The organism is Stenotrophomonas sp. 96582_Sma, from assembly GCF_056480905.1.
Genome location: NZ_CM151122.1, coordinates 4,124,399 through 4,143,688, shown reverse-complemented (window position 1 = coordinate 4,143,688; position 19,290 = coordinate 4,124,399). Strand labels below are relative to the sequence as shown.

The window sequence follows — 19,290 nt, the reverse complement described above, 5'->3', positions numbered from 1 at the left end:
TGCAACGCCGTTGCGGCCCAATACGCCCACGCGGCCCGGCCGTGGGAAGGGACCGGACCGGCCTTCCCACCCTGGGCCCGACCAACTTTTCATGGGCGAGGGTGTCATGCGCAATCGAGTGACGCGTCGTTATTTCCGGCAGCTGTTCGCGCTGTACGCCGGCTTCGTGCAGTCGCGCTGAGGCAGCGATGTGGTAGCGCCGGGCCATGCCCGGCGAGCGCGCAGCGCGGCGCTCTGCATTCCGCCGGGCATGGCCCGGCGCTACCCGTCAGCGCTTGCCGCGGCGTGCTGGCGCCGGCGGCGCATCCGAACGCGGCTTGGCGTACTGCGCCCAAAGTGCCGGCAACGCCTTGCCGGTCTGCTTCTGCCACAGCGCAGGCGTGTAGCGACCATCGCGCAGGGCCTTGTCCAGCGCCAGTACCAGGCCCGGATGCTCGGTCTCGGCCCACTTCAGGAAGGCGCCGGTGACCCGGTAGCCGCTGTCGACGTTCTGCCCCTTCTCGACCTTGACCGGCAATGCCCAGCCGGCGGCGGCGTTATCCATGCCATAGCGGTCGCGGGCGTAGTCGGCGATGCCTTCCACCAGCCAGCCCGGTACCCGTGCATCGCCGTAGCCGGGATACCCCTGCACGATGTGCATCGCCTCATGGGTAACCAGGTCGATGTCGTTCGGGTGTTGCGCCAGCCAACCCGGATTGATGGTGATCGTCGCCGCCTGTTCCTTGTCGCCAACGAAGGCGATGCCGGTGTAGGCCGGATCGATCACGATGCGCACCATCGACGGCGCCGCCGGATGGAAGTCCGCGCGTTCGCGCAGATAGGCGAAGAAGAACGTATCGATCACCCGCTTGCGCTGCGGTGCGGCCAGGGCGCCACGGGCGTCCTGGTAGTTCAGCGTCACGCCGTCGCGGGTCAGCTGCGTATCGAACGCCTGGGTCTGGCCGAAGCTTGAGAAGGACAGGGCAACTAGGGCCAGAGGCAGTAGACGGAAGCGCATGCAGCTCATTGTACGGTGCCGGGCGCCAGCAGTTCGATCTCCGCCAGCGGCAGCCGTGCCGGTGCCGCCAGGCGCAGGCGGTATTCGCTGTAGCGACCGGGTTTTGCGATGCGGAACGGACGGGTCTGGCGGGCGGATTCGAAGTCTTCGCCACGGCGCTGGTCGAGCACGGTCCAGCTGCCGCTGCCATTGCGCGCCTCCAGCGTCCATTCGCCGCCCTGGATGCGGCCGTCACCGCTGGTCAGCGTGTACATCGTCGGGGTGCCCTCGGCCAGGCCGGTCAGCGCGATGGTTGCACCGGCGCCCAGACCCACCGTGGTGCCGGCATCGTCATCGACCAGCGCGGGCAGGGCACGGCCATCGGCCAGCGTCGCCTTCGCGCCGCTGCCGAGCAGGTCGTGCAGCAGCTGCGGGTGCTGGCCGCGCGCGGTCAACGAGCGCGGCACATCGTCCACGCCGCTGCCCCAGCGCGAGGGGCGGGGTCCCATCACGAAGTCGAGGGTCGCGCCCTTGGCGATCAGGTCGTGCGGCACCCAGGTCTTCGTCCACGGCGTACCGTTGATCTTCAGCGACTGCACGTAGACGTTCTCACGCGAGTTGTTGGCCGCGTTCACGGTCAGCACCGCGCCACCCTGCAGCTCCACCCGTGCATGCTCGAATGCCGGCGAGCCGATCACGTACTCCGGGGCGCCCATGCGCAGCGGGTACAGGCCCAGCGAGGCCAGTACGTACCATGCCGAGGTTTCACCGTTGTCCTCATCGCCCGGGTAGCCCTGGCCGATCTCGCTGCCGACGTACAACCGCGACAGGATCTCGCGCACGTGCTGCTGGGTCTTCCACGGCTGCCCGGCGTACAGGTACATCCACGGGATGTGGTGCGCCGGCTGGTTGCTGTGCGCATACATGCCCATGCGCACGTCGCGCGCTTCGGTCATCTCGTGGATGGTGCCGCCGTACGAGCCGGCCAGTGCCGGGTCCGCGGTTTCAGGTGTGGCGAAGAAGGTATCCAGCTTCGCCGCCAGCTTTTCGCGGCCGCCATACAACGCGGCCAGGCCTTCGCCATCGTGGGCGGCGGTGAAGGCGAAGGTCCAGCCATTGGATTCGGTGTAGTCGTGGCCCCACACGCGCGGATCGTAGGCCTTTGCGTCCACGCGCCAGCGACCATCGGCCTTGCGGCCCTGGAAGAAGCCTGCCGCCGGATCGAACATCGTCGCGTAACTGGCGGCGCGATGGCGGAAGTAGTCGGCCTCGGTGCTGTAGCGCTCGCGTGCGGCGGGCGCGGTCGCGCGCTTGGCCAGGGCATCGGCCATGTTGGCGATGCCAAAGTCATTGAGTGCGCCTTCCATCGTCCACGACATGCCTTCGTGCACGTCGGCACTGGCATAGCCGCGGAAGGTCGAACGGTTCATGCCCTTGCGGCCGACATGGCGGTCCGGCGGCACCACGGTCGCGTTCTTCAGCGCGGCGGCATAGGCCTCGGCCGGATCGAACCCGCCGACGCCCTTCAGCCATGCATCGGCGAAGGCCACATCGGAGCTGGTGCCGACCATCAGATCGGCGTAGCCCGGCGACGACCAGCGTGCGATCCAGCCGCCGGCGCGGTACTGCTCGATGAAGCCCTGCACCAGCTGCCCGGCATCGTCGGGCGTGAACAGCGCATAGGCCGGCCAGGTGGTGCGGAAGGTGTCCCAGAAGCCGTTGTTGACGAACACCTTGCCGTCGCGCACGGCGGCATAGCTGCGGGTCGCGCTGCCCTCGGTGTTGTCATCGCTGGCGCTGGCCTGGTTGGCGTAGCGCCACTCCGGTGCGGCGGCGCTGCCCACGTTCTCATGGCCGGAATTGGGGTACAGGAACAGCCGGTACAGGCTGGAGTACAGCGTGGTCTTCTGGTCGTCGCTGGCATCGCCGATGTCGAAACGGGCCAGGCGCGCATCCCATGCATCCTGCGCACGGCCGGCCACGCTTTCCAGCGTATCGGCTGCGGCCATTTCCAGGGCCAGGTTGTGCCGTGCCTGCTCCACCGAGATCAGCGAGGTGGCGAGGCGCATGGTCACCCGCCGGTCGCTGCCGGCATCGAACTTGATGTAACCGGTCGGTCGGCCGGTGTTGAGGCGCCCACTGCTGCGCCACGGCCTGTCGAAGCTGGCCACCACGTACATGCGACTGGCGCCGTTGGACAGGCCGCTGCGCGTATCGGTGTAGCCGGACAGTGTCTGCGTGGCAGCGTCCAGGGTCAGGCCACCGCGTGCATCGACATTGTCGAACAGCAGGTTGGCGTCGCCGCCCTCGGGGAACTCGAAGCGGAACAGCGCGGCATGATCGGTCGGCGCGATGGCGGCCGCGATGCCGTTGTCGAAGCGCACGTCGTAGCGATACGGGCGCGCGCTTTCATGGCTGCGCTCGAATGACAGCGCGCGCTTGCGACGGTCGGCCTCCGGCACGCCACGGCTGGCCGAGGGCATCACCTGGAAGGTCTGGCGGTCGCCCATCCACGGGCTGGGCTGATGGCTCAGCGCAAGCGCCTGCAGCTGCGGACGGTTCTGTGCGTCGTTCTGTTCGTTCCAGCGGTACAGCCAGTTCAGTGCGCCAGCATCGGTCACCGGGGTCCAGAAGTTGAATCCGTGCGGTACCGCGGTGGCCGGGAAATTGTTGCCGCGCGAGAAGGTGCCGTTGGCCTGGGTGCCACGGGTGGTCAGCACCCAGTCGGAGACGCGCGCTGGCTGCTGACGTGGCACTGTGTCCAGGCGCACGTCATCGATCCAGCCCGAGACCGGTGCACCGTCGGCACTGGCCACCTCCAGTTCGATCGCCACCACGCGGCGGCCCTTCAGCGCGGGCACGTCGCCCAGCCGCACCGCCTTGCGCGCCCACTGCTGCGGATACAGCGTCTTCGAATCGCCCTGCGCGCGCGCACCGATGGCCACGCCATGCTGGTCGCGTGCAGCGCTGGCCGAAACGCGGCTGTCATCGTCCAGCAGCAGGTCCAGTGACACATAGGTCGAGGCCACGGTGTCCTTGCCGACGATCTCCGGCAGCACCAGCCACGACAGGGTGGTATCGGCCTCGATGGTCATGTCCGCCTTGAACAGCTCGCGTCGCGCGCTGCCGCCTTCGCTGCTGTAGCGCAGTGCATGCAGGCCGCTGTAGCCCGCATTGCGCTTGGCGGCGTAAGGCGCAGCAGGGCCGTTGCCGATCGTGACCTGCAGTGCGCCTGCGGCCGGTGCCGGCGTCGGCTGGCCCGGTTCGAACGAGGTCTGCAGTCCCTGTGCCAGCACCGGCATCGCGGTAGTCGCACAGGCCAGGGCCAGGGCGAGCGGAAGCAGGGCGCGGCGTGGATCGGACAGGGTCATGCAGGGGTCTCCCGGAAGGGCAGGCGGCGGGCAGAACCCGCATCGGCGGACACCACGGACAGCATCGCTCCGCCCGCCGGGATGGCAGTGGAAGAAGCGATGCCGGTCCGGTGGGGGCGGGCCATGCGATCGGGTCGGATTGGAGTGGGCCGGTTTACGACCTGGCCCGATCCTGCAACAGCCGTGGCAACCTGACAAGTGCCATTTAGTTCGATCCAAATGCGGGAAATATCGTTTTCGGCGGATTTTCGGCGTGAACCTGCAGGATCGATCGGGAATTTCCGCCGGCACCCCGTCCCGAGGTGGCATGCAAGGCCGCAGGGAATCGGCCCGGTACGCGCAAAGACCCGTTGCGGCGCAATGTCGGGGCGGCCCAGATGCTAGAATCACAGGCCTCGCAACCCGTTCATCGACATCCGCCATGAGCCATACCGCCACTGCGCCCGCCAACGCCGAGAAGCGCTACACCGTGCACCGCAGCGATCTGCCGCTGAGCTGCCCGACCCCGGAAATGGCGCTGTGGAACTCGCATCCGCGCGTGTACCTGCCGATCGAAGACGAGCCCAACGGCGAAGCGCAGTGCCCGTACTGCGGTTCCGTGTTCGTGCTGGCCGACTAAGCGGCCGCCCCTTCGATGCGCCGATTGACCGTGGTGCAGTTGCTGCCGGCGCTGCACTCCGGCGGTGTCGAGCGCTCGACCCTGGAAATTGCTGCGGCCCTGGTCGCTGCCGGCCATCGTGCGCTGGTGGTCTCCGCCGGTGGCCGCCTGGTGCAGCCGCTGCTCGATAGCGGTGCCGAGCACCTCACCCTTGATATCGGCCGCAAATCGCTGCTGACCCTGCGCCACCTGCCGACCCTGCGCCGCCTGTTCGCTGAAGTTGGCGCCGACATCGTGCATGCCCGTTCGCGGCTGCCGGCCTGGCTGGGCCTGTACGCGATCCGCGCGATGCCTGCCGCACAGCGCCCGCATTGGGTGACCACCGTGCACGGGTTGAACTCGCCCAGCCGCTACAGCGCGGTGATGACCAGCGGTGAACGCGTGATCTGCGTGTCCAATACCGTGCGCGACTATGTGCAGCGGCACTACCCCACGGTTCCCGGAGCGAGGCTGCAGGTGATTCCGCGCGGCGTCGATGTCGCACAGTTTCCCCGCGTGGCCCGCGCCGACCGTCGGCCACGACTGGCGCTGGCAGCCGATTACCCGTGGCTGGCGCAGGTTGAGGGCCCGCTGCTGCTGCTGCCGGGGCGGGGCACCCGGCTGAAGGGGCATGCTCATGCGCTGCAGTTGCTGGCGGATGTGCGCGCGGCCGGTGTGCCTGCACAGCTGTGGATGCTGGGCACCGATGAACCCGGCCGTGAAGCCTACGTGGCCGACCTGCGCCGGCAGGCGGCTGCTTTGGGCGTGACCGACGCCGTGCAGATCAGCACGCCGACCGCGCGCATCGCCCAGGCCTATGCGGCCAGCGATCTGGTGCTGCAGCTGTCGGACAAGCCCGAAGCGTTCGGCCGCACCGTGGTCGAAGCGTTGTCGGTCGGTCGCCCGGTACTGGGCTGGGACCATGGCGGCGTCGGCGAACTGCTGCAGCAGCTGCAGCCGGCCGGCGCCGTGCCGCTGGGCGATGCACGGGCGCTGGGTGAACGTGCGCTGGCCCTGCTGGCGCAGCCGCCGTCCTTGCCGACCCGCATCCCGTTTACCCTGCAGGCCATGCAGCGCGACACCCTCCGCCTCTATGCCGACCTCGCCGGCTGACCCCGCAACCCTCGTGCGCGAGGACCGCGCCGGGCGCTGGGCGCCCTGGTGGGTGCTGGCGTACGTGGCGCTGTGGCCGTTGCCGGGCATCGCTGAAACCGTGCTGGGTCTTGGTGCGCTCTATGCCGCGGTGCGCATGATCATGCGCCGCCTGCAGCGCCGCCCGCACCTGCTGACACCCGCCGCGTGGGCGCTGACCTCGATCCTGTTCCTCGGTTACTGGCTGCCGCAGGCGTTCTCCGCCTTCGATGCGATCGATCCGGCGGCGTCGTGGACCAAGGCGGCCGCCGGCCTGCGCTACCTGCCCTTCATGTGGCTGGTGGCGATCGCCGTGGCCACGCCGCAGCGGCGCCGCCTGATCTTCGGTGGCCTGGCGCTGATCACCGCGCTGTGGACGTTGGATGCGCTGGTGCAGTCGGTGGCGGGCACCAGCCCGTGGTTCTGGTCGCTGCAGCAACTGAAGCTCGCCGTCAGCGGCCATGCGCTGTGCCCGGCCGAGGAAGCCGCGCTGGCCGACCGCCTCAGTGGCGCGCTCGGGCCGTGCAACCTGAAATTCGGCCAGGTGCTGGCCAGCCTCTCGCCGTTCCTGCTGCTCCCCGCCGCACGCCGCTTCGGCACGCCGGGCTGGCTGCTCGCCGGTGCGGCGCTGGCCATCGTGCTGCTGCTGGCCGGTTCGCGCGCGTCCTGGATCACCTTCGCGGTGATCGTGGCCTACAGCGGCGTGCGCCAGCTCGGTTGGAAGCGCCTGGGCCTGCTGGCGGTGGTCGGCCTGCTGGCCGCGGCGGCACTGACCGCCAGCGTGCCGCAGCTGCGCGAGCGTGTGGCGCGCACCGCGATGGCCTGGGACGGCGGCACCGAGGGCGTCGACCAGGCGCTGTCCGGACGTGGGCGCATCTGGAGTGCGGCCGGTTGCATGATTGCCGGGCACCCGATCAACGGCGTGGGCGCACGCGGCTTCCGCGATGCGTACCCGCAGTGCGTCGGTGACGATGGGCCCGCGGTGTGGGGCGCCGAACCGGCGCTGCACGCACACCAGATCGTGCTGGAAATCCTTGCCGAAACCGGCGTGCTGGGCCTGCTGTTGTGGCTGGCCGCCGTCGCCCAGGCGTGGCGCGCCTGGCGTTTCGCACCGCCCGCGGCCCGTGACCGCGCGCGCCCTGCGATGCTGGCGCTGGCCGCCACCGTATTCCCGCTCAACACCCACCTTGCGTTCTATTCCGCATTCTGGGGGGGGCTGACCGTGCTGCTGGCCGCGTTGTTCGCCGGCAGCCTGTTGGCCCGCGAAACGGACGACACGCCGACGGTGGTGTGATCGTCCATCCACGCATGGCGTGGCTCTACTCCACGTACCGAACAAACGTCCCCATGGTGGATCCACGCCATGGCGTGCATGGGGCGGTCACCGAACGAACGTCGCCGTAGTAGATCCACGCCATGCGTGGATGGGGCTTTACCGACGCAAACACGCGCCAACCTCCACTAGCCGTGCCTCCGTGTGTATCGCACGCTGAGGCCATGGCCAGCCCAAGACTCCGCTACGGTCGTTACTCCTGCACCGGTAACGTCTATTCATTGACTACGGTAACCCTCGATCGTGAACCCTTCTTTGCCGATGCTTCCAACGTAGCGATTCTGGTTGAGGCACTGCGCTTCGTAGAGCGCAAGGGGGGGAGCCACAGCTTCACCTGGGTGGTGATGCCCGACCATCTGCACTGGTTGATGGAATTGCGCGGGGGAACCCTGGCCGAGTGCATGGCCCTGCTCAAATCACGCAGCAGCCGGCTGCTGAATCGGCGATTGGAGCGGCGAGGGTCGCTGTGGCAGCACGGTTACCACGATCACGCCGTACGCAGCGATGAATCCCTTCACGAGAAGGCGATGTACATCCTGGCCAATCCGGTCCGTGCGGGCTTGGCGTGCGTGATGGGGGAGTACCCGTACGCCTGGTGCCGCTGGCCGTTGTGAATCCCGGCACGGAATCGAAGAGCATCCACGCATGGCGTGGATCTACTTCAGAATGCCCCACGTCATTGAATCCACGCCATACGCGGATGAAGCCGCACAAGGCAGTAGATCCACGCCATGCGTGGATGAAGCCATCCCTCCCACCGCTACTTGTAGAAATCGCTCCGGCCGCCGGGCTGGCGCTTGAACCGCCGATGGATCCACAGGTACTGGTCCGGGGCTTCGCGCACCATTTCTTCGATGGCCTGGTTGACCCGCGTGGTATCGGCTTCCACATCCTCGCTGGGGAAATTCTCCAGCGGTGCGCCGATCTTCAGGAAGTACTTCCCGCCCTCGCGGCGGTGGAAGTACGGAATCACCGCGCAGCCGGTCATCCGCGCCAGCTGGTGGGTGGCGGTAATGGTGGATGCGGTATGGCCGAAGAACGGCACGAACACGGTGTCCTTGCCACGCATGTCCTGATCCGGCGCATACCAGAGGAAGCCGCCCTTCTTCAGGTGGCGCACGGTCGCGCGGATGTCCTCGTTGGCGAACATCGCCTTGGCATAACGCAGGCGGCCAAACTTCACCGCCCATTCGTACACCGGGTTCTTGTGCTTGCGGTACATGCCCGACAGGTCAACGTAGTCGCACAGCAGGCGGCCGCACATCTCCAGCGTCATGAAGTGGCCGGAGACCAGCAGCACGCCGCGGCCTTCGGCCTGCATCTGCCGCAGATGCTCGAGGCCTTCGATCTTCACCTGCGGGCGGATGCGGTCGATGCTGCCCCACCAGGCGCGGATGCACTCGAGCACGCCCACGCCCAGCGCGTCGAAGCTGTCGCGCACCAGGCGCTGGCGCCAGGCTTCGTCCTTCTCCGGGAAGCACAGCTGCAGGTTGACCTCGGCGGCGCGACGGCGGCTGCCGAGCAGGCGCCAGCTGATCCAGCCGACGCCCCGGCCGAGCGCACGCTGCAGCATCCACGGCAGGCGGGCGATGGCGAAGGCGCCGAGCATGGCGGCGAACATCGGCCAGTTGCGGGGATCGCGCAGCGACGGGCGGACGGCGGTGGTGGCATCTGACATGGCGCCATTCTACCAACCCGGCTGCGTGTCTTTCCCGGGGGGCTCCCGTATCCTTGCCGCATGCGTAAAGACCCTGTCGAATGGATCCTGCGCGGCCTGTACTCGGCCGTGCTCTACATCCTGCTGCCGATCACCGTGTACCACCTGGTCTGGCGCGGTTTCCGGGTCCGTGAATACTTCCGGCGCTGGGACGAGCGTTATGCCTCGTATCCGCAGCCGACCGGCCAGCCGCGGGTCTGGCTGCACGCGGTCTCGGTGGGCGAGGTCAATGCCGCCGCGCCGCTGGTGAATGCCCTGCGCCAGCAGCGTCCGGACATCCGCTGGGTCATCACCACCATCACCCCGACCGGTTCGGAGCGCGTGCGCGCGCTGTGGGGAGACGCGCTGGACCATGTCTATCTGCCGTACGACGTACCGGGCAGCGTCAACCGCTTCCTCGGCCATTTCCAGCCCAGCCTGGCACTGATCCTGGAAACCGAGCTGTGGCCGAACATGCTGTTCGGCTGCCGCGACCGTCGCATCCCGGTGTACATCCTCAACGCCCGCCTGTCCGCGCGTTCGCTGCGCGGTTACCGGGTGCTGGCGGCGCTGATCCGCCGTGCGCTGCGCACGGTCACCTGCGTGGCCGCGCAGTCGCAGGACGACGCCGAGCGCTTCGTGCAGCTGGGTGCTGCGCGTGAACAGGTGCAGGCGCTGGGCAACCTCAAGTTCGATATCGCCACGCCGGATGTGCAGGGCTTCGTCGAGCAGTTCCACGCCTGCGTGCCCGCCGGGCGCCCGGTGTGGATCGCGGCCAGTACCCACGATGGTGAGGAGCAGGCGGTGATCGACCTGCATCGGCGCCTGCGCCAGCAGCACCCCGACCTGTTGTTGCTGTGGGCGCCGCGGCACCCAGAGCGCTTCCCGAAGGTGGAGGCGCTGGCGCGCGAGCAGGGCTGGAACGTGACGACCCGTCGCGCGAAGCAATGGCCGGAGGCCGGCACGGATGTATTCGTCATCGACACCCTGGGTGAGCTGATGCCGTTCTATGCCTGCGCGCAGGTCGCCTTCGTCGGCGGCAGCCTGCAGCCGATCGGTGGCCACAATCTGCTGGAACCGGCGGCGATGGGCACTGCCGCTGTGACCGGCCCGCACCTGCACAACTTCGCAGAGATCTCACGGCGCATGCGTGAGGCCGGTGCCTTGCTGATCGGCGAGGACGTGCAGGCAGTAGGTGACCTGCTGCAGCACCTGCTGGGCGACGCTGCGGCGCGCGAGGACATGGCCCGTGCTGGATGCACGCTGGTCAGCAATGGCCGCGGTGCCCTGCAGCGCACGTTGGCGCTGGTCGCGCCACATCTGCCGCCGCCGCGCAGCTGAGCCGGGCAGCAACACCGCCAGGGCGGACACTACGTGGACCGACTGACGTGATCGACTGCATCAATTCTGCTTAGCAACCGGATTCCTGTCGCAGCAGGACCGGATGCGTGGCTGCGAACGTGTTTGTGGTCACATCGCGATGCGCACGGTACGGATTCTGATACCGCCCTTTGGCGCAGGCTGCCAGCCTGCTGTCGACCGCGCATGGGCGGAATCAAGAGGGCTTGCGATGGACAGCGACAACCGCCGTGGCCGGCACGCGCTGCTGGGAATGGATCACTTCGCGTTGGTGGCGTTGACCTTGTTGCTGGGGGGCAGCGTGATCGCCCTGGTCGGCCAGTACACCGCCGCCCAGGCCGGCCCGGCCATCGTACTGAGTCTGCTGCTGGCCGCACTGGGCACAGCGCCGATGCTGTATTGCCTGCACGTGCTGAACCAGCAGCAGCCGGAAGCCGATGGCCTGTACGGCCCGCTGCGGGCCGCTTGGGGCACAGCAGTCGCGCGCCTGCTGGGTGCTGTGCTGCTGCTGGAGCTGGTGGTGACCAGCGCCGGCGTGGCGCAGTCCATGGCGGGCCACGCGCGTGCGGTGTTTGCCAGTCGCGGTATTGAAACCGGCAGCGCATTGCCGGATCCGGTGATTGCCGTCACCAGCCTGCTGGTGCTGGGTGCGTTCGTGTTACTGCCTCCGCGTCGCATCGCGCTGATGGTCTGCGTGCTGTTGACGGCGAAGATCGGTGTAGGGCTGTTGCTGCTGGCGCTGGCGGTCCGCCATGTGCACTACGCGAACTGGATTCCGTGGCTGCCGGACGCCACCGCGCCCTATCGGTTCGGACCTGGCGGTGTGCTGGCGGCAAGCGTGCCCTTGCTGGCGGTGTTTGCCAGTGTGGGTCTGGTATTGGGGTTTCCTGGGCGTGGCCCGCAGGTGCGTGCGCGGTCACCAGGGCTGCTGGCGGCCGCGCTGCTGCTGGCAATGCTGCTGCTGATCGTGCTGGCGGCGTTGCAGGCCGGCCTGGTCGAGTTCCCGGCATTGGCCAGTACGCGGCCGTTGTCGGTGGCATTGCAGGGCCATCCGCAGTTGCAGTGGCTGCTGCCGTTGCTGCCGCTGGCGGGCATGGCCGGGTTGGCAGCACTGCTGCTGGTGCTGTTGTCGTTGGCCACACATCTGGCAGCGCAGCTCTGGCCTGTGGCCGCGGATGAAGCGCCCGGGTTCCGGACGCGGCTGATACCGGTCACCGTGGTGCTGGCGGCGCTGCTGGCGTTGGGAACACCCGTCGATGCATTGCCGGTGCTGCCGGGCCCGGCCACCCTGCTGGTGATGGCGGCTTTGTGCCTGGCAGCACTGCGTGTGCGCGCGCCTATGCCGGGGGCTGCGATGGTGCTTGCGCCCCTGGCCGCGGCGCTGTGCGTGCTGGCCGCAGTGGAGCGGGCAGGCGCGTGGCCGGGCTGACGGCCGGCGGATCTGCGCCATGCCTGGGTGGGGCCGTACGCGCTGCCCACAAAAAAGCCACCCTCCCGGGTGGCTTCTTCGTTGCCGGCAGGGCGACGACTCAGTGCGTGGTCGTCGACGGGTTGCCCGCGTCCTGGGTCAGCAGGCGGTTCACGTCCTGCAGCTCGGCCACGTCCAGCGCACCCAGCGACTGGCTCAGCAGCAAGCGGTTCTGCAGGAAGGTGTAGCGGGCCTGTGCATAATCCAGCTGCGCCGAGAACAGGATGCGCTGGTTCTGGATCACGTCCAGCACGGTACGGGTACCGACTTCCAGGCCGACCTGCGACGCGTCGTACGCGCTCTGCGCCGAGACCACCGCCAGGCGGCGGGCTTCCACTTCGCTGATGCCCTGCACCAGGGTCTGGTAGGCATTGCGGGTGTTGCGGTCCAGGGCACGCTTCTGCTGCTCGTAGCCGTCCTGGGCGATGTCGCGCTGGGCCAGTGCCTGGCGCACGCCGGACTGGGTGGCACCACCGGCGAAGATCGGCACGCTCAGGGTCAGCCCGATGCTGTTGGTGCGTGCATCCGGCGACAACGAGCCGGCACCAGTGCTGTCACCCCAGGTTGCGCTCTTGCCCCAGCTGCCGCCCAGCGACAGGGTCGGGTAATGGCCGCCACGAGCGGCCTGCACGCCAGCCTCGGCGGCGCTGACCTTCAGTTCCTGGGCCTTCAGCGCCGGATTCTGGTTGGTGGCCTGGTGCACCAGCTCATCGATGTTGCCACGGTTGGCCGGCACTTCCGGGCGGAAGTCCGCCGGCAGGCCGCGCAGGTTGACCACCGGCTGGCCGGTCAGTTCGGTCAGGGCCTGGTAGTTATCGGCCAGGGTGTTCTGCGCAACGATGGTGTTGGCACGCGCCTGGTCGTACTGGGCGCGTGCTTCGTGCACGTCGGTGATCGGCGCCAGGCCCACTTCCAGGCGCTTGTCGGCGAAGTCGAACTGCTTCTTCGCGGCCGCTTCATTGGTCTGTGCGGCGTTCAGCGATTCGATTGCCACCAGCACGTTGAAGTAGGCCGCCGAGGTGCGCACGATCAGGCTGTCGTTGGCCGAATCGAGGGTGAAGTCCGCGGCCTTGCTCAGCTCGCGCTGCGAACGCAGGTTGTTGATCTGGGTCCAGTTGAACAGCGTCTGGCTCCCTTCGATCGTGTAGTTGCGGCGCTTGCTGGTCACGGTGCCGGAGTTGGCGTCATGGTCCGCCTCGCTGCGCGAGCGGTTCAGCGTGGCCTGGCCGTTGATCTGCGGCAGCAGGGCAGCGCGGGCCTGCACGGCGCCTTCCTTGTCGTACAGCCGGGTGGATTCGGCGGCGGACAGCTGCGGATCGCCATTGCGCGCCATTTCGTAGACCTGCAGCAGGTCGGCGGCATGGGCGGACAACGGCAGCAGGGCAGTGGCCAGCGCAACAGCGAGGGATCGGCGGATCATTGCGGCTTCCTTGGACTCAGAGGTGGAACTGGGGGGCCGGGGCGGCACCACGCAGGTAATCAATATCGGTCTCGAACAGGGACTCGGTGCTGCCGTCGGCCTTGACCAGCAGGGCCTCCATCGCCGGCGAACGGCCATGGATCACGAACAGGCGACCACCCGGACGCAGCCACGAGGCGAACTGTGACGGCACCACGTCGACCGCACCAGTGACACAGATCACGTCAAAGCGGCGTTCGGTCTGCCAGGACAGGGCGTCGGCCACTTCCACGCGGACGTTGGTGCCCAGGCCGGAAGCGTCCAGGCGGGCACGCGCGGCGGCGGCCAGTTCCGGGTCGATCTCCAGGCTCAGCACGTCGCGCGCCAGCGCGCCGATGCAGGCTGCCAGGAAGCCGCTGCCGGTGCCGATTTCCAGCACTTCGTCACCCGGCTGCAGATCCAGTGCCTGCAGGGTACGGCCCTCGATGACCGGCTTCATCATCTTCTGGCCATGGCCGATCGGGAGTTCAACATCGGCGTAGGCCAGCGCCCGGTGCGCGTCGGCGACGAAGGCCTCGCGCGGCAGGCGGGCCAGGACGTCGAGCACCTTGATGTCCAGCACGTCCCAGGGACGGATCTGCTGTTCCACCATCAGTTCGCGGGCGTGGGCGTAATCAATCGTCATGAGGTTCAAATCCAGCGCAGTGGGCCGGCCATTTTACCGGTGCCGGAGGCCGGCGGCGCGCCCAGAGCATCAGCTGCCGGGTGGCCGGGGTCGCAGTGCCGGAAGTCATCGCGACCTCCGGTTCGTTCAGTTTTGGTTATCCGGCCGTCCTGGCCCCTCGTGGCGCATAGGCGCGCAGGAAGAAGTCGATGCTGGCGGTCACGTGGGTGAGAGGGTCGCATTCCACTGGTGACAGTGGCATGCCGCACATCATATGCATGTGCACTTCGCCCTTGACCAGGGTCAGGAACTGCTGGCCGGCCAGGTAATAGTCGGGGATGTCCAGCTCGCCGCGTTCGCCGCGCGCGCGCAGGAAATCGGCCAGGGCCTCGCAGGTACGTTCCGGGCCGGCCTGCCAGAACAGCTCGCGCAGGCGTTCGTCGGTCTCCGGCGCCATCATCATGCGCTGGATCGAGATCGCTGCGTCGGAGGTGATCAGCTCGAAGAAGGCCAGGCCGATGCCGATCAGCTGGTCGCGCAGGGGGCCGTCCGCGTCGGCCACGAACAGCGCGTCAGGCAGCATTTCAATGCATTTTGACTGCACGGCCTCGGAGAACAGGGTTTCCTTGTCGCCGAAGTGGCTGTACACAGTCAGCTTCGAGACGCCGGCCTGAGCGGCGATGGTGTCCATGCTCACGCCGGTATAGCCCTGTTCGATGAACAGTGCCTTGGCTGCTTCAAGGATCGCCGCGCGCTTGCCGAGGTCCTTGGGGCGCCCGGGTCCGGCGGCCTTGGCAGCGGGCTTGGCCGACGGCTTGCGGGAAGTGTGAGAACTCATCACGACAATACTAGACCAAGCGGTTCGATATTTATACTATACCGGCCGGTTTATTAAATTGGGCCGGCAGTCGCGGCTCTCCCTTAGTTGCAACCCTGCGTTTTCAGGACGTTGACCGATGAAGATCGTGCGCTGGATGGGCGGTATGGTGTGGGTGGCTGCGCTGGCAGCCTGTTCGGGACAGGAACAGGCGCCACAGGCGGCCGTACCGGTGCTGGTGGTTCACCCCGGCGAACAGGCCGGGCAGGCCCCGGCGGCGTTCCCGGGCACGGTGCGTGCCCGGCAGGAAAGCCCGCTGTCGTTCCGCGTCGGTGGCAACCTGGTCAAGCGCCATGTCGATGCCGGGCAGCGGGTCAAGAAGGGCGATGTGCTGGCCGAGCTGGACGTGGCCGACTTCGCGCTGCAGGCCCGCGCCTCGCAGGCGCAGCTGGCTGCGGCCGAAGCCGATCTGGTACGTGCCCGCGATGACCTCAAGCGTTACCAGGTGCTGGCCGACCAGCAACTGGTCAGCCGCTCGCAGCTGGACCAGCAGTCCGCCGCCTTCAAGGCCGCACAGGGCCAGGCCAACGCCGCCCGCGCCAACCTCGATGTGCTGCGCAACCAGGCCGATTACGCCCAACTGCGCGCACCGGCCGACGGCGTGATCGCCAGCCGCGAGGCCGAGGCCGGGCAGGTGGTGTCGGCCGGCCAGACCATCTTCAACCTGGCCGCCGATGGCGGGCGCGAAGTGCTGATCGACCTGCCCGAGGCCACCATCCGCGACTATGCGGTGGGCCAGCCGGTCGAGGTGGAACTGTGGAACCGTCCTGGCCAGCGCCTGCCGGGCACGATCCGCGAGATCGCCGCCGCCGCCGATCCGCAGGCACGTACCTACGCGACCCGGGTCAGCCTGGCCGCCGATGCGCTGGCCGATGTCGAACTGGGCCAGAGCGCACGCGTCTACAGCAGCGCCGGCCGCCACGGCACCCTGCAGCTGCCGCTGGGCGCGCTGCAGCGCGGTGCCAACGGTACCGCCAGCGTGTGGCTGGTCGACCCGGCCAACAGCACGCTGAAGGCTGCAGCGGTCACCACCGGTGCGTTTGGCAGCGAGACCGTGCCGGTGCTGTCCGGCGTGAGCGCAGGTGACTGGGTGGTTGCTGCTGGTGGCCATCTGCTGCGTGCCGGTCAGCCGGTGATCGCCGTGGACCGGCAGAACCGTCCGGTGCTGAAGCCGGCCGCGCCGGCCGCTGCCGCCAAGGCCAAGGAGTAAGCCGGTGCGCCGCTTCAATCTCTCCGAGTGGGCGCTGGCCAACCGACCCCTGGTGCTGTTCGCGATGCTGGCGTTCGCGCTGATCGGTGCGTGGTCGTACAAGCATCTGGGCCAGTCCGAAGATCCGCCGTTCACCTTCAAGGCGATGGTGGTGCGCACGCTGTGGCCGGGCGCCACCGCCGAACAGGTCTCGCGGCAGGTGACCGAGCCGATCGAGAAGGCGCTGATGAACACCGGCGAGTACGAGTTCATCCGCTCCTATTCGCGCCCCGGCGAATCGCAGGTCATCTTCATGGCCCGCGACAGCCTGCGTTCCAGGCAGATCCCGGACCTGTGGTACCAGGTGCGCAAGCGCGTGGGCGACATCCGTGCGACGCTGCCGCGCGAGATCGTCGGTCCGTTCTTCAACGACGAGTTCGGCGACACCTACGGCAACATCTACGCGCTGACCGGCAAAGGCTTCGACTACGCGGTGATGCGTGACTACGCCGACCGCATCCAGCTGGAACTGCAGCGCGTGCCCGACGTCGGCAAGATCGACCTGGTCGGCCTGCAGGACGAGAAGGTGTGGATCGAGCTGTCCAACACCCGCCTGGCCACGCTGGGCGTGTCGATGCAGCAGGTGCAGCAGGCACTGGCCGACCAGAACGCGGTCACCGGCACCAGCTTCTTCGAGACCGCCACCGACCGCGTGCAGCTGCGCGTGACCGGCCAGTTCAACGACATCGACGCCATCCGCCAGTTCCCGATCCGTGCTGGCGACCGCACCGTGCACCTGGGCGACATCGCCGAGGTCAAGCGCGGCTTCGCCGACCCGGCGTCGCCGAAGATGCGCTTCATGGGCGAAGAGGCCATCGGCCTGGCGGTGGCGATGAAGGATGGCGGTGACATCCTCAAGCTCGGCGCCAACCTCGATGCAGAGTTCGAACGCCTGCAGAAGACCCTGCCGGCCGGCATGCAGCTTCGCAAGGTGTCCGATCAGCCGCAGTCGGTGGAGGAGTCGGTCGGCGAGTTCGTGCAGGTGCTGACCGAAGCCGTAGTGATCGTCTTGCTGGTCAGCTTCTTCTCGCTGGGCCTGCGCACCGGCCTGGTGGTAGGTGTGACCATCCCGCTGGTGCTGGCGATGACCTTCTTCGTCATGCACTACTTCGACATCGGCCTGCACAAGATCTCGCTGGGCGCGCTGGTGCTGGCGCTGGGCCTGCTGGTGGACGATGCGATCATCGCGGTGGAGATGATGGCCACCAAGATGGAGCAGGGCTACGACCGCCTGCGTGCGGCCAGTTTCGCCTGGGAGTCGACCGCGTTCCCGATGCTGACCGGTACGCTGATCACGGCGGCCGGCTTCCTGCCGATCGCCACGGCGGCATCGAGCACGGGTGAGTACACCCGCTCGCTGTTCCAGGTGGTGACCATTGCGCTGGTGGTGTCGTGGATCGCGGCGGTGCTGTTCATCCCGTACCTGGGCGACAAGATGCTGCCGGACCTGTTCAATCCGCAGCCGCCGAAGCCGGGCAGCCTGTCCGCGCGCTGGCTGGCCAAGCGCCAGCAGTGGGCCGACCGCTATCCGGCGCTGGCCAACCTGATCGCGCCGCCGCAGCACGGGCACGACCATGATCCGTACCAGCGCCCGTTCTATCGCAGCTTCCGTCGCTTCCTCGATGGCTGCCTGCGCCACCGCTGGTGGGTGATCGCCGCGACCATCGCCCTGTTCGTGTTCTCGCTGATGATGTTCCGCTTCGTGCCGCAGCAGTTCTTCCCGGATTCGACCCGGCCGGAACTGATGGTGGACATCGAGCTGGCCGAGGGCGCGTCGCTGCGCTCGACCCAGGCCCAGGCAGAGAAGCTGGAGAAGCTGCTGTCCAACCGCGATGGCATCGCCAACTACGTGTCCTACGTGGGCACCGGTTCGCCACGCTTCTACCTGCCGCTGGACCAGCAGCTGCCGGCCACCAACTTCGCCCAGTTCGTGGTGCTGGCCAAGGACATCAAGTCGCGCGAAAGCACCCGCGACTGGCTGCTGCATGAGGTGATCCCGAAGTTCCCGGACGTACAGATGCGCGTCACCCGCCTGGAGAATGGTCCGCCGGTCGGTTACCCAGTGCAGATGCGCATCTCCGGCGAGCACATCGAGAAGGTGCAGGCGATCGCACGGCAGGTCGAGGCCAAGGTGCGTGAAAACCCGCACGTGATGAACGTCAACCTGGACTGGAGCGAGCCGAGCAAGGTGGTGCGGTTGGTGATCGACCAGGAGCGTGCGCGCGCGCTGGGTGTGAGCAGTGCCCAGGTCAGCCAGTTCCTGTCCAGCTCGCTGGCCGGGCAGTCGGTGAGCGTGTATCGCGAAGGCAACCGCCAGATCGAGATGCTGCTGCGCGGGCCGGCCGATGAACGCAACCAGCTGGAGCTGCTGTCCAGCCTGTCGATGCCGACCGCCAACGGCGGCAGCATCACGCTGTCGCAGGTGGCGACGATGGAGTACGGCTTCGAGGATGGCATCATCTGGCACCGTAACCGTCTGCCGACGGTGACCGTGCGCGCCGACATCAGTGATGGCATGCAGCCACTGGACGTGGTGCATCAGATCCTGCCGACGCTGGATGGCATCCGTGCCGAACTGCCGAATGGCTACCTGCTGGAAACCGGCGGTACCGTGGAGGATTCGGCACGTGGCCAGAACTCGATCAAGGCCGGCATGCCGCTGTTCCTGGTGGTGGTGGCCACGCTGCTGATGCTGCAGCTGCGCAGCTTCTCGCGTGCGGCGATGGTGCTGGTGACCGCGCCGCTGGGCATCATCGGTGCGACCCTGTTCCTGCTGCTGTTCCGCGCCCCGTTCGGCTTCGTGGCGCTGCTGGGCACGATCGCGCTGGCCGGCATGATCATGCGCAACTCGGTGATCCTGATCGACCAGATCCAGCAGGACATCGATGCCGGGCATGACCGCTGGCATTCGATCATCGATGCCACGGTGCGCCGCTTCCGCCCGATCGTGCTGACCGCGCTGGCGGCGGTGCTGGCGATGATTCCGCTCTCGCGCAGTGCGTTCTATGGCTCGATGGCGATCTCGATCATGGGTGGCCTGATCGTGGGCACGGTGCTGACCCTGGTGTTCCTGCCGGCGCTGTACGCGGCGTGGTTCCGGGTCAAGCCGGACGAATCCGGGGCGTAATGC

Annotated in this window: 14 protein-coding genes; 8 read left to right on the top strand and 6 right to left on the bottom strand. The window is 67.8% G+C overall.

Annotated elements, in window-relative coordinates:
* Positions 1 to 268 precede the first annotated feature (268 nt).
* Together ACZK2R_RS19340 and ACZK2R_RS19335 are read right to left on the bottom strand one after the other, a co-directional pair.
* Positions 269 to 1,006, bottom strand: a complete 738-nt coding sequence (locus tag ACZK2R_RS19340) for a basic secretory protein-like protein (RefSeq protein WP_180838232.1) — start codon at positions 1,004 to 1,006, stop codon at positions 269 to 271.
* The gene (locus tag ACZK2R_RS19335; protein WP_180838231.1) at positions 1,003 to 4,347 is read right to left on the bottom strand and encodes a GH92 family glycosyl hydrolase; all 3,345 of its coding nucleotides are present in this window, start codon (positions 4,345 to 4,347) and stop codon (positions 1,003 to 1,005) included. Before ACZK2R_RS19335 ends, ACZK2R_RS19340 begins: the two co-directional genes overlap by 4 nt.
* 421 nt (positions 4,348 to 4,768) lie before the next feature.
* On the opposite strand from ACZK2R_RS19335, the gene ACZK2R_RS19330 reads away from it, so the two are divergent.
* From ACZK2R_RS19330 to ACZK2R_RS19315, 4 genes are all read left to right on the top strand, one after another.
* Positions 4,769 to 4,966: a zinc-finger domain-containing protein gene (locus ACZK2R_RS19330; RefSeq protein WP_005410967.1), complete on the top strand. Its 198-nt coding sequence runs from the start codon at positions 4,769 to 4,771 to the stop codon at positions 4,964 to 4,966.
* Between the two features lie 15 nt (positions 4,967 to 4,981).
* Complete coding sequence (locus ACZK2R_RS19325) at positions 4,982 to 6,097, top strand: glycosyltransferase (protein ID WP_180838230.1); 1,116 nt, start codon at positions 4,982 to 4,984, stop codon at positions 6,095 to 6,097.
* The gene (locus ACZK2R_RS19320; protein WP_180838229.1) at positions 6,078 to 7,409 is read left to right on the top strand and encodes an O-antigen ligase family protein; all 1,332 of its coding nucleotides are present in this window, start codon (positions 6,078 to 6,080) and stop codon (positions 7,407 to 7,409) included. Before ACZK2R_RS19325 ends, ACZK2R_RS19320 begins: the two co-directional genes overlap by 20 nt.
* 203 nt (positions 7,410 to 7,612) lie before the next feature.
* The gene (locus ACZK2R_RS19315; RefSeq protein WP_180838228.1) at positions 7,613 to 8,062 is read left to right on the top strand and encodes an REP-associated tyrosine transposase; all 450 of its coding nucleotides are present in this window, start codon (positions 7,613 to 7,615) and stop codon (positions 8,060 to 8,062) included.
* A 146-nt stretch (positions 8,063 to 8,208) separates the two neighbouring features.
* On the opposite strand, the gene ACZK2R_RS19310 is transcribed toward ACZK2R_RS19315, so the two are convergent.
* A complete protein-coding gene (locus ACZK2R_RS19310) occupies positions 8,209 to 9,126 on the bottom strand; it encodes an LpxL/LpxP family Kdo(2)-lipid IV(A) lauroyl/palmitoleoyl acyltransferase (RefSeq protein WP_049398382.1) in 918 nt (305 codons plus the stop codon).
* 60 nt (positions 9,127 to 9,186) lie between these two features.
* Between ACZK2R_RS19310 and waaA the strand changes: the two genes are divergently transcribed.
* Positions 9,187 to 10,485 (top strand): lipid IV(A) 3-deoxy-D-manno-octulosonic acid transferase, encoded by a 1,299-nt coding sequence (waaA, locus tag ACZK2R_RS19305; RefSeq protein WP_049398381.1) that lies wholly within the window; start codon positions 9,187 to 9,189, stop codon positions 10,483 to 10,485.
* 229 nt (positions 10,486 to 10,714) lie between these two features.
* Positions 10,715 to 11,932 (top strand): APC family permease, encoded by a 1,218-nt coding sequence (locus tag ACZK2R_RS19300; RefSeq protein WP_180838227.1) that lies wholly within the window; start codon positions 10,715 to 10,717, stop codon positions 11,930 to 11,932.
* A gap of 100 nt (positions 11,933 to 12,032) precedes the next feature.
* Here ACZK2R_RS19300 and ACZK2R_RS19295 read toward each other — a convergent pair whose 3' ends face one another.
* The 3 genes from ACZK2R_RS19295 to ACZK2R_RS19285 form a co-directional block, all read right to left on the bottom strand.
* Positions 12,033 to 13,391, bottom strand: a complete 1,359-nt coding sequence (locus ACZK2R_RS19295) for a TolC family outer membrane protein (RefSeq protein WP_049460783.1) — start codon at positions 13,389 to 13,391, stop codon at positions 12,033 to 12,035.
* A gap of 16 nt (positions 13,392 to 13,407) precedes the next feature.
* A complete protein-coding gene (locus ACZK2R_RS19290) occupies positions 13,408 to 14,055 on the bottom strand; it encodes a protein-L-isoaspartate O-methyltransferase family protein (protein WP_049398378.1) in 648 nt (215 codons plus the stop codon).
* Between the two features lie 136 nt (positions 14,056 to 14,191).
* Positions 14,192 to 14,872: a TetR/AcrR family transcriptional regulator gene (locus ACZK2R_RS19285; RefSeq protein WP_180838226.1), complete on the bottom strand. Its 681-nt coding sequence runs from the start codon at positions 14,870 to 14,872 to the stop codon at positions 14,192 to 14,194.
* Between the two features lie 118 nt (positions 14,873 to 14,990).
* Between ACZK2R_RS19285 and ACZK2R_RS19280 the strand changes: the two genes are divergently transcribed.
* Together ACZK2R_RS19280 and ACZK2R_RS19275 are read left to right on the top strand one after the other, a co-directional pair.
* Positions 14,991 to 16,121, top strand: a complete 1,131-nt coding sequence (locus tag ACZK2R_RS19280; RefSeq protein ID WP_032129094.1) for an efflux RND transporter periplasmic adaptor subunit — start codon at positions 14,991 to 14,993, stop codon at positions 16,119 to 16,121.
* Positions 16,122 to 16,125: 4 nt separating this feature from the next.
* Positions 16,126 to 19,287, top strand: coding sequence for an efflux RND transporter permease subunit (locus ACZK2R_RS19275; RefSeq protein WP_180838225.1), 3,162 nt, complete (start codon positions 16,126 to 16,128; stop codon positions 19,285 to 19,287).
* Positions 19,288 to 19,290: the final 3 nt, after the last annotated feature.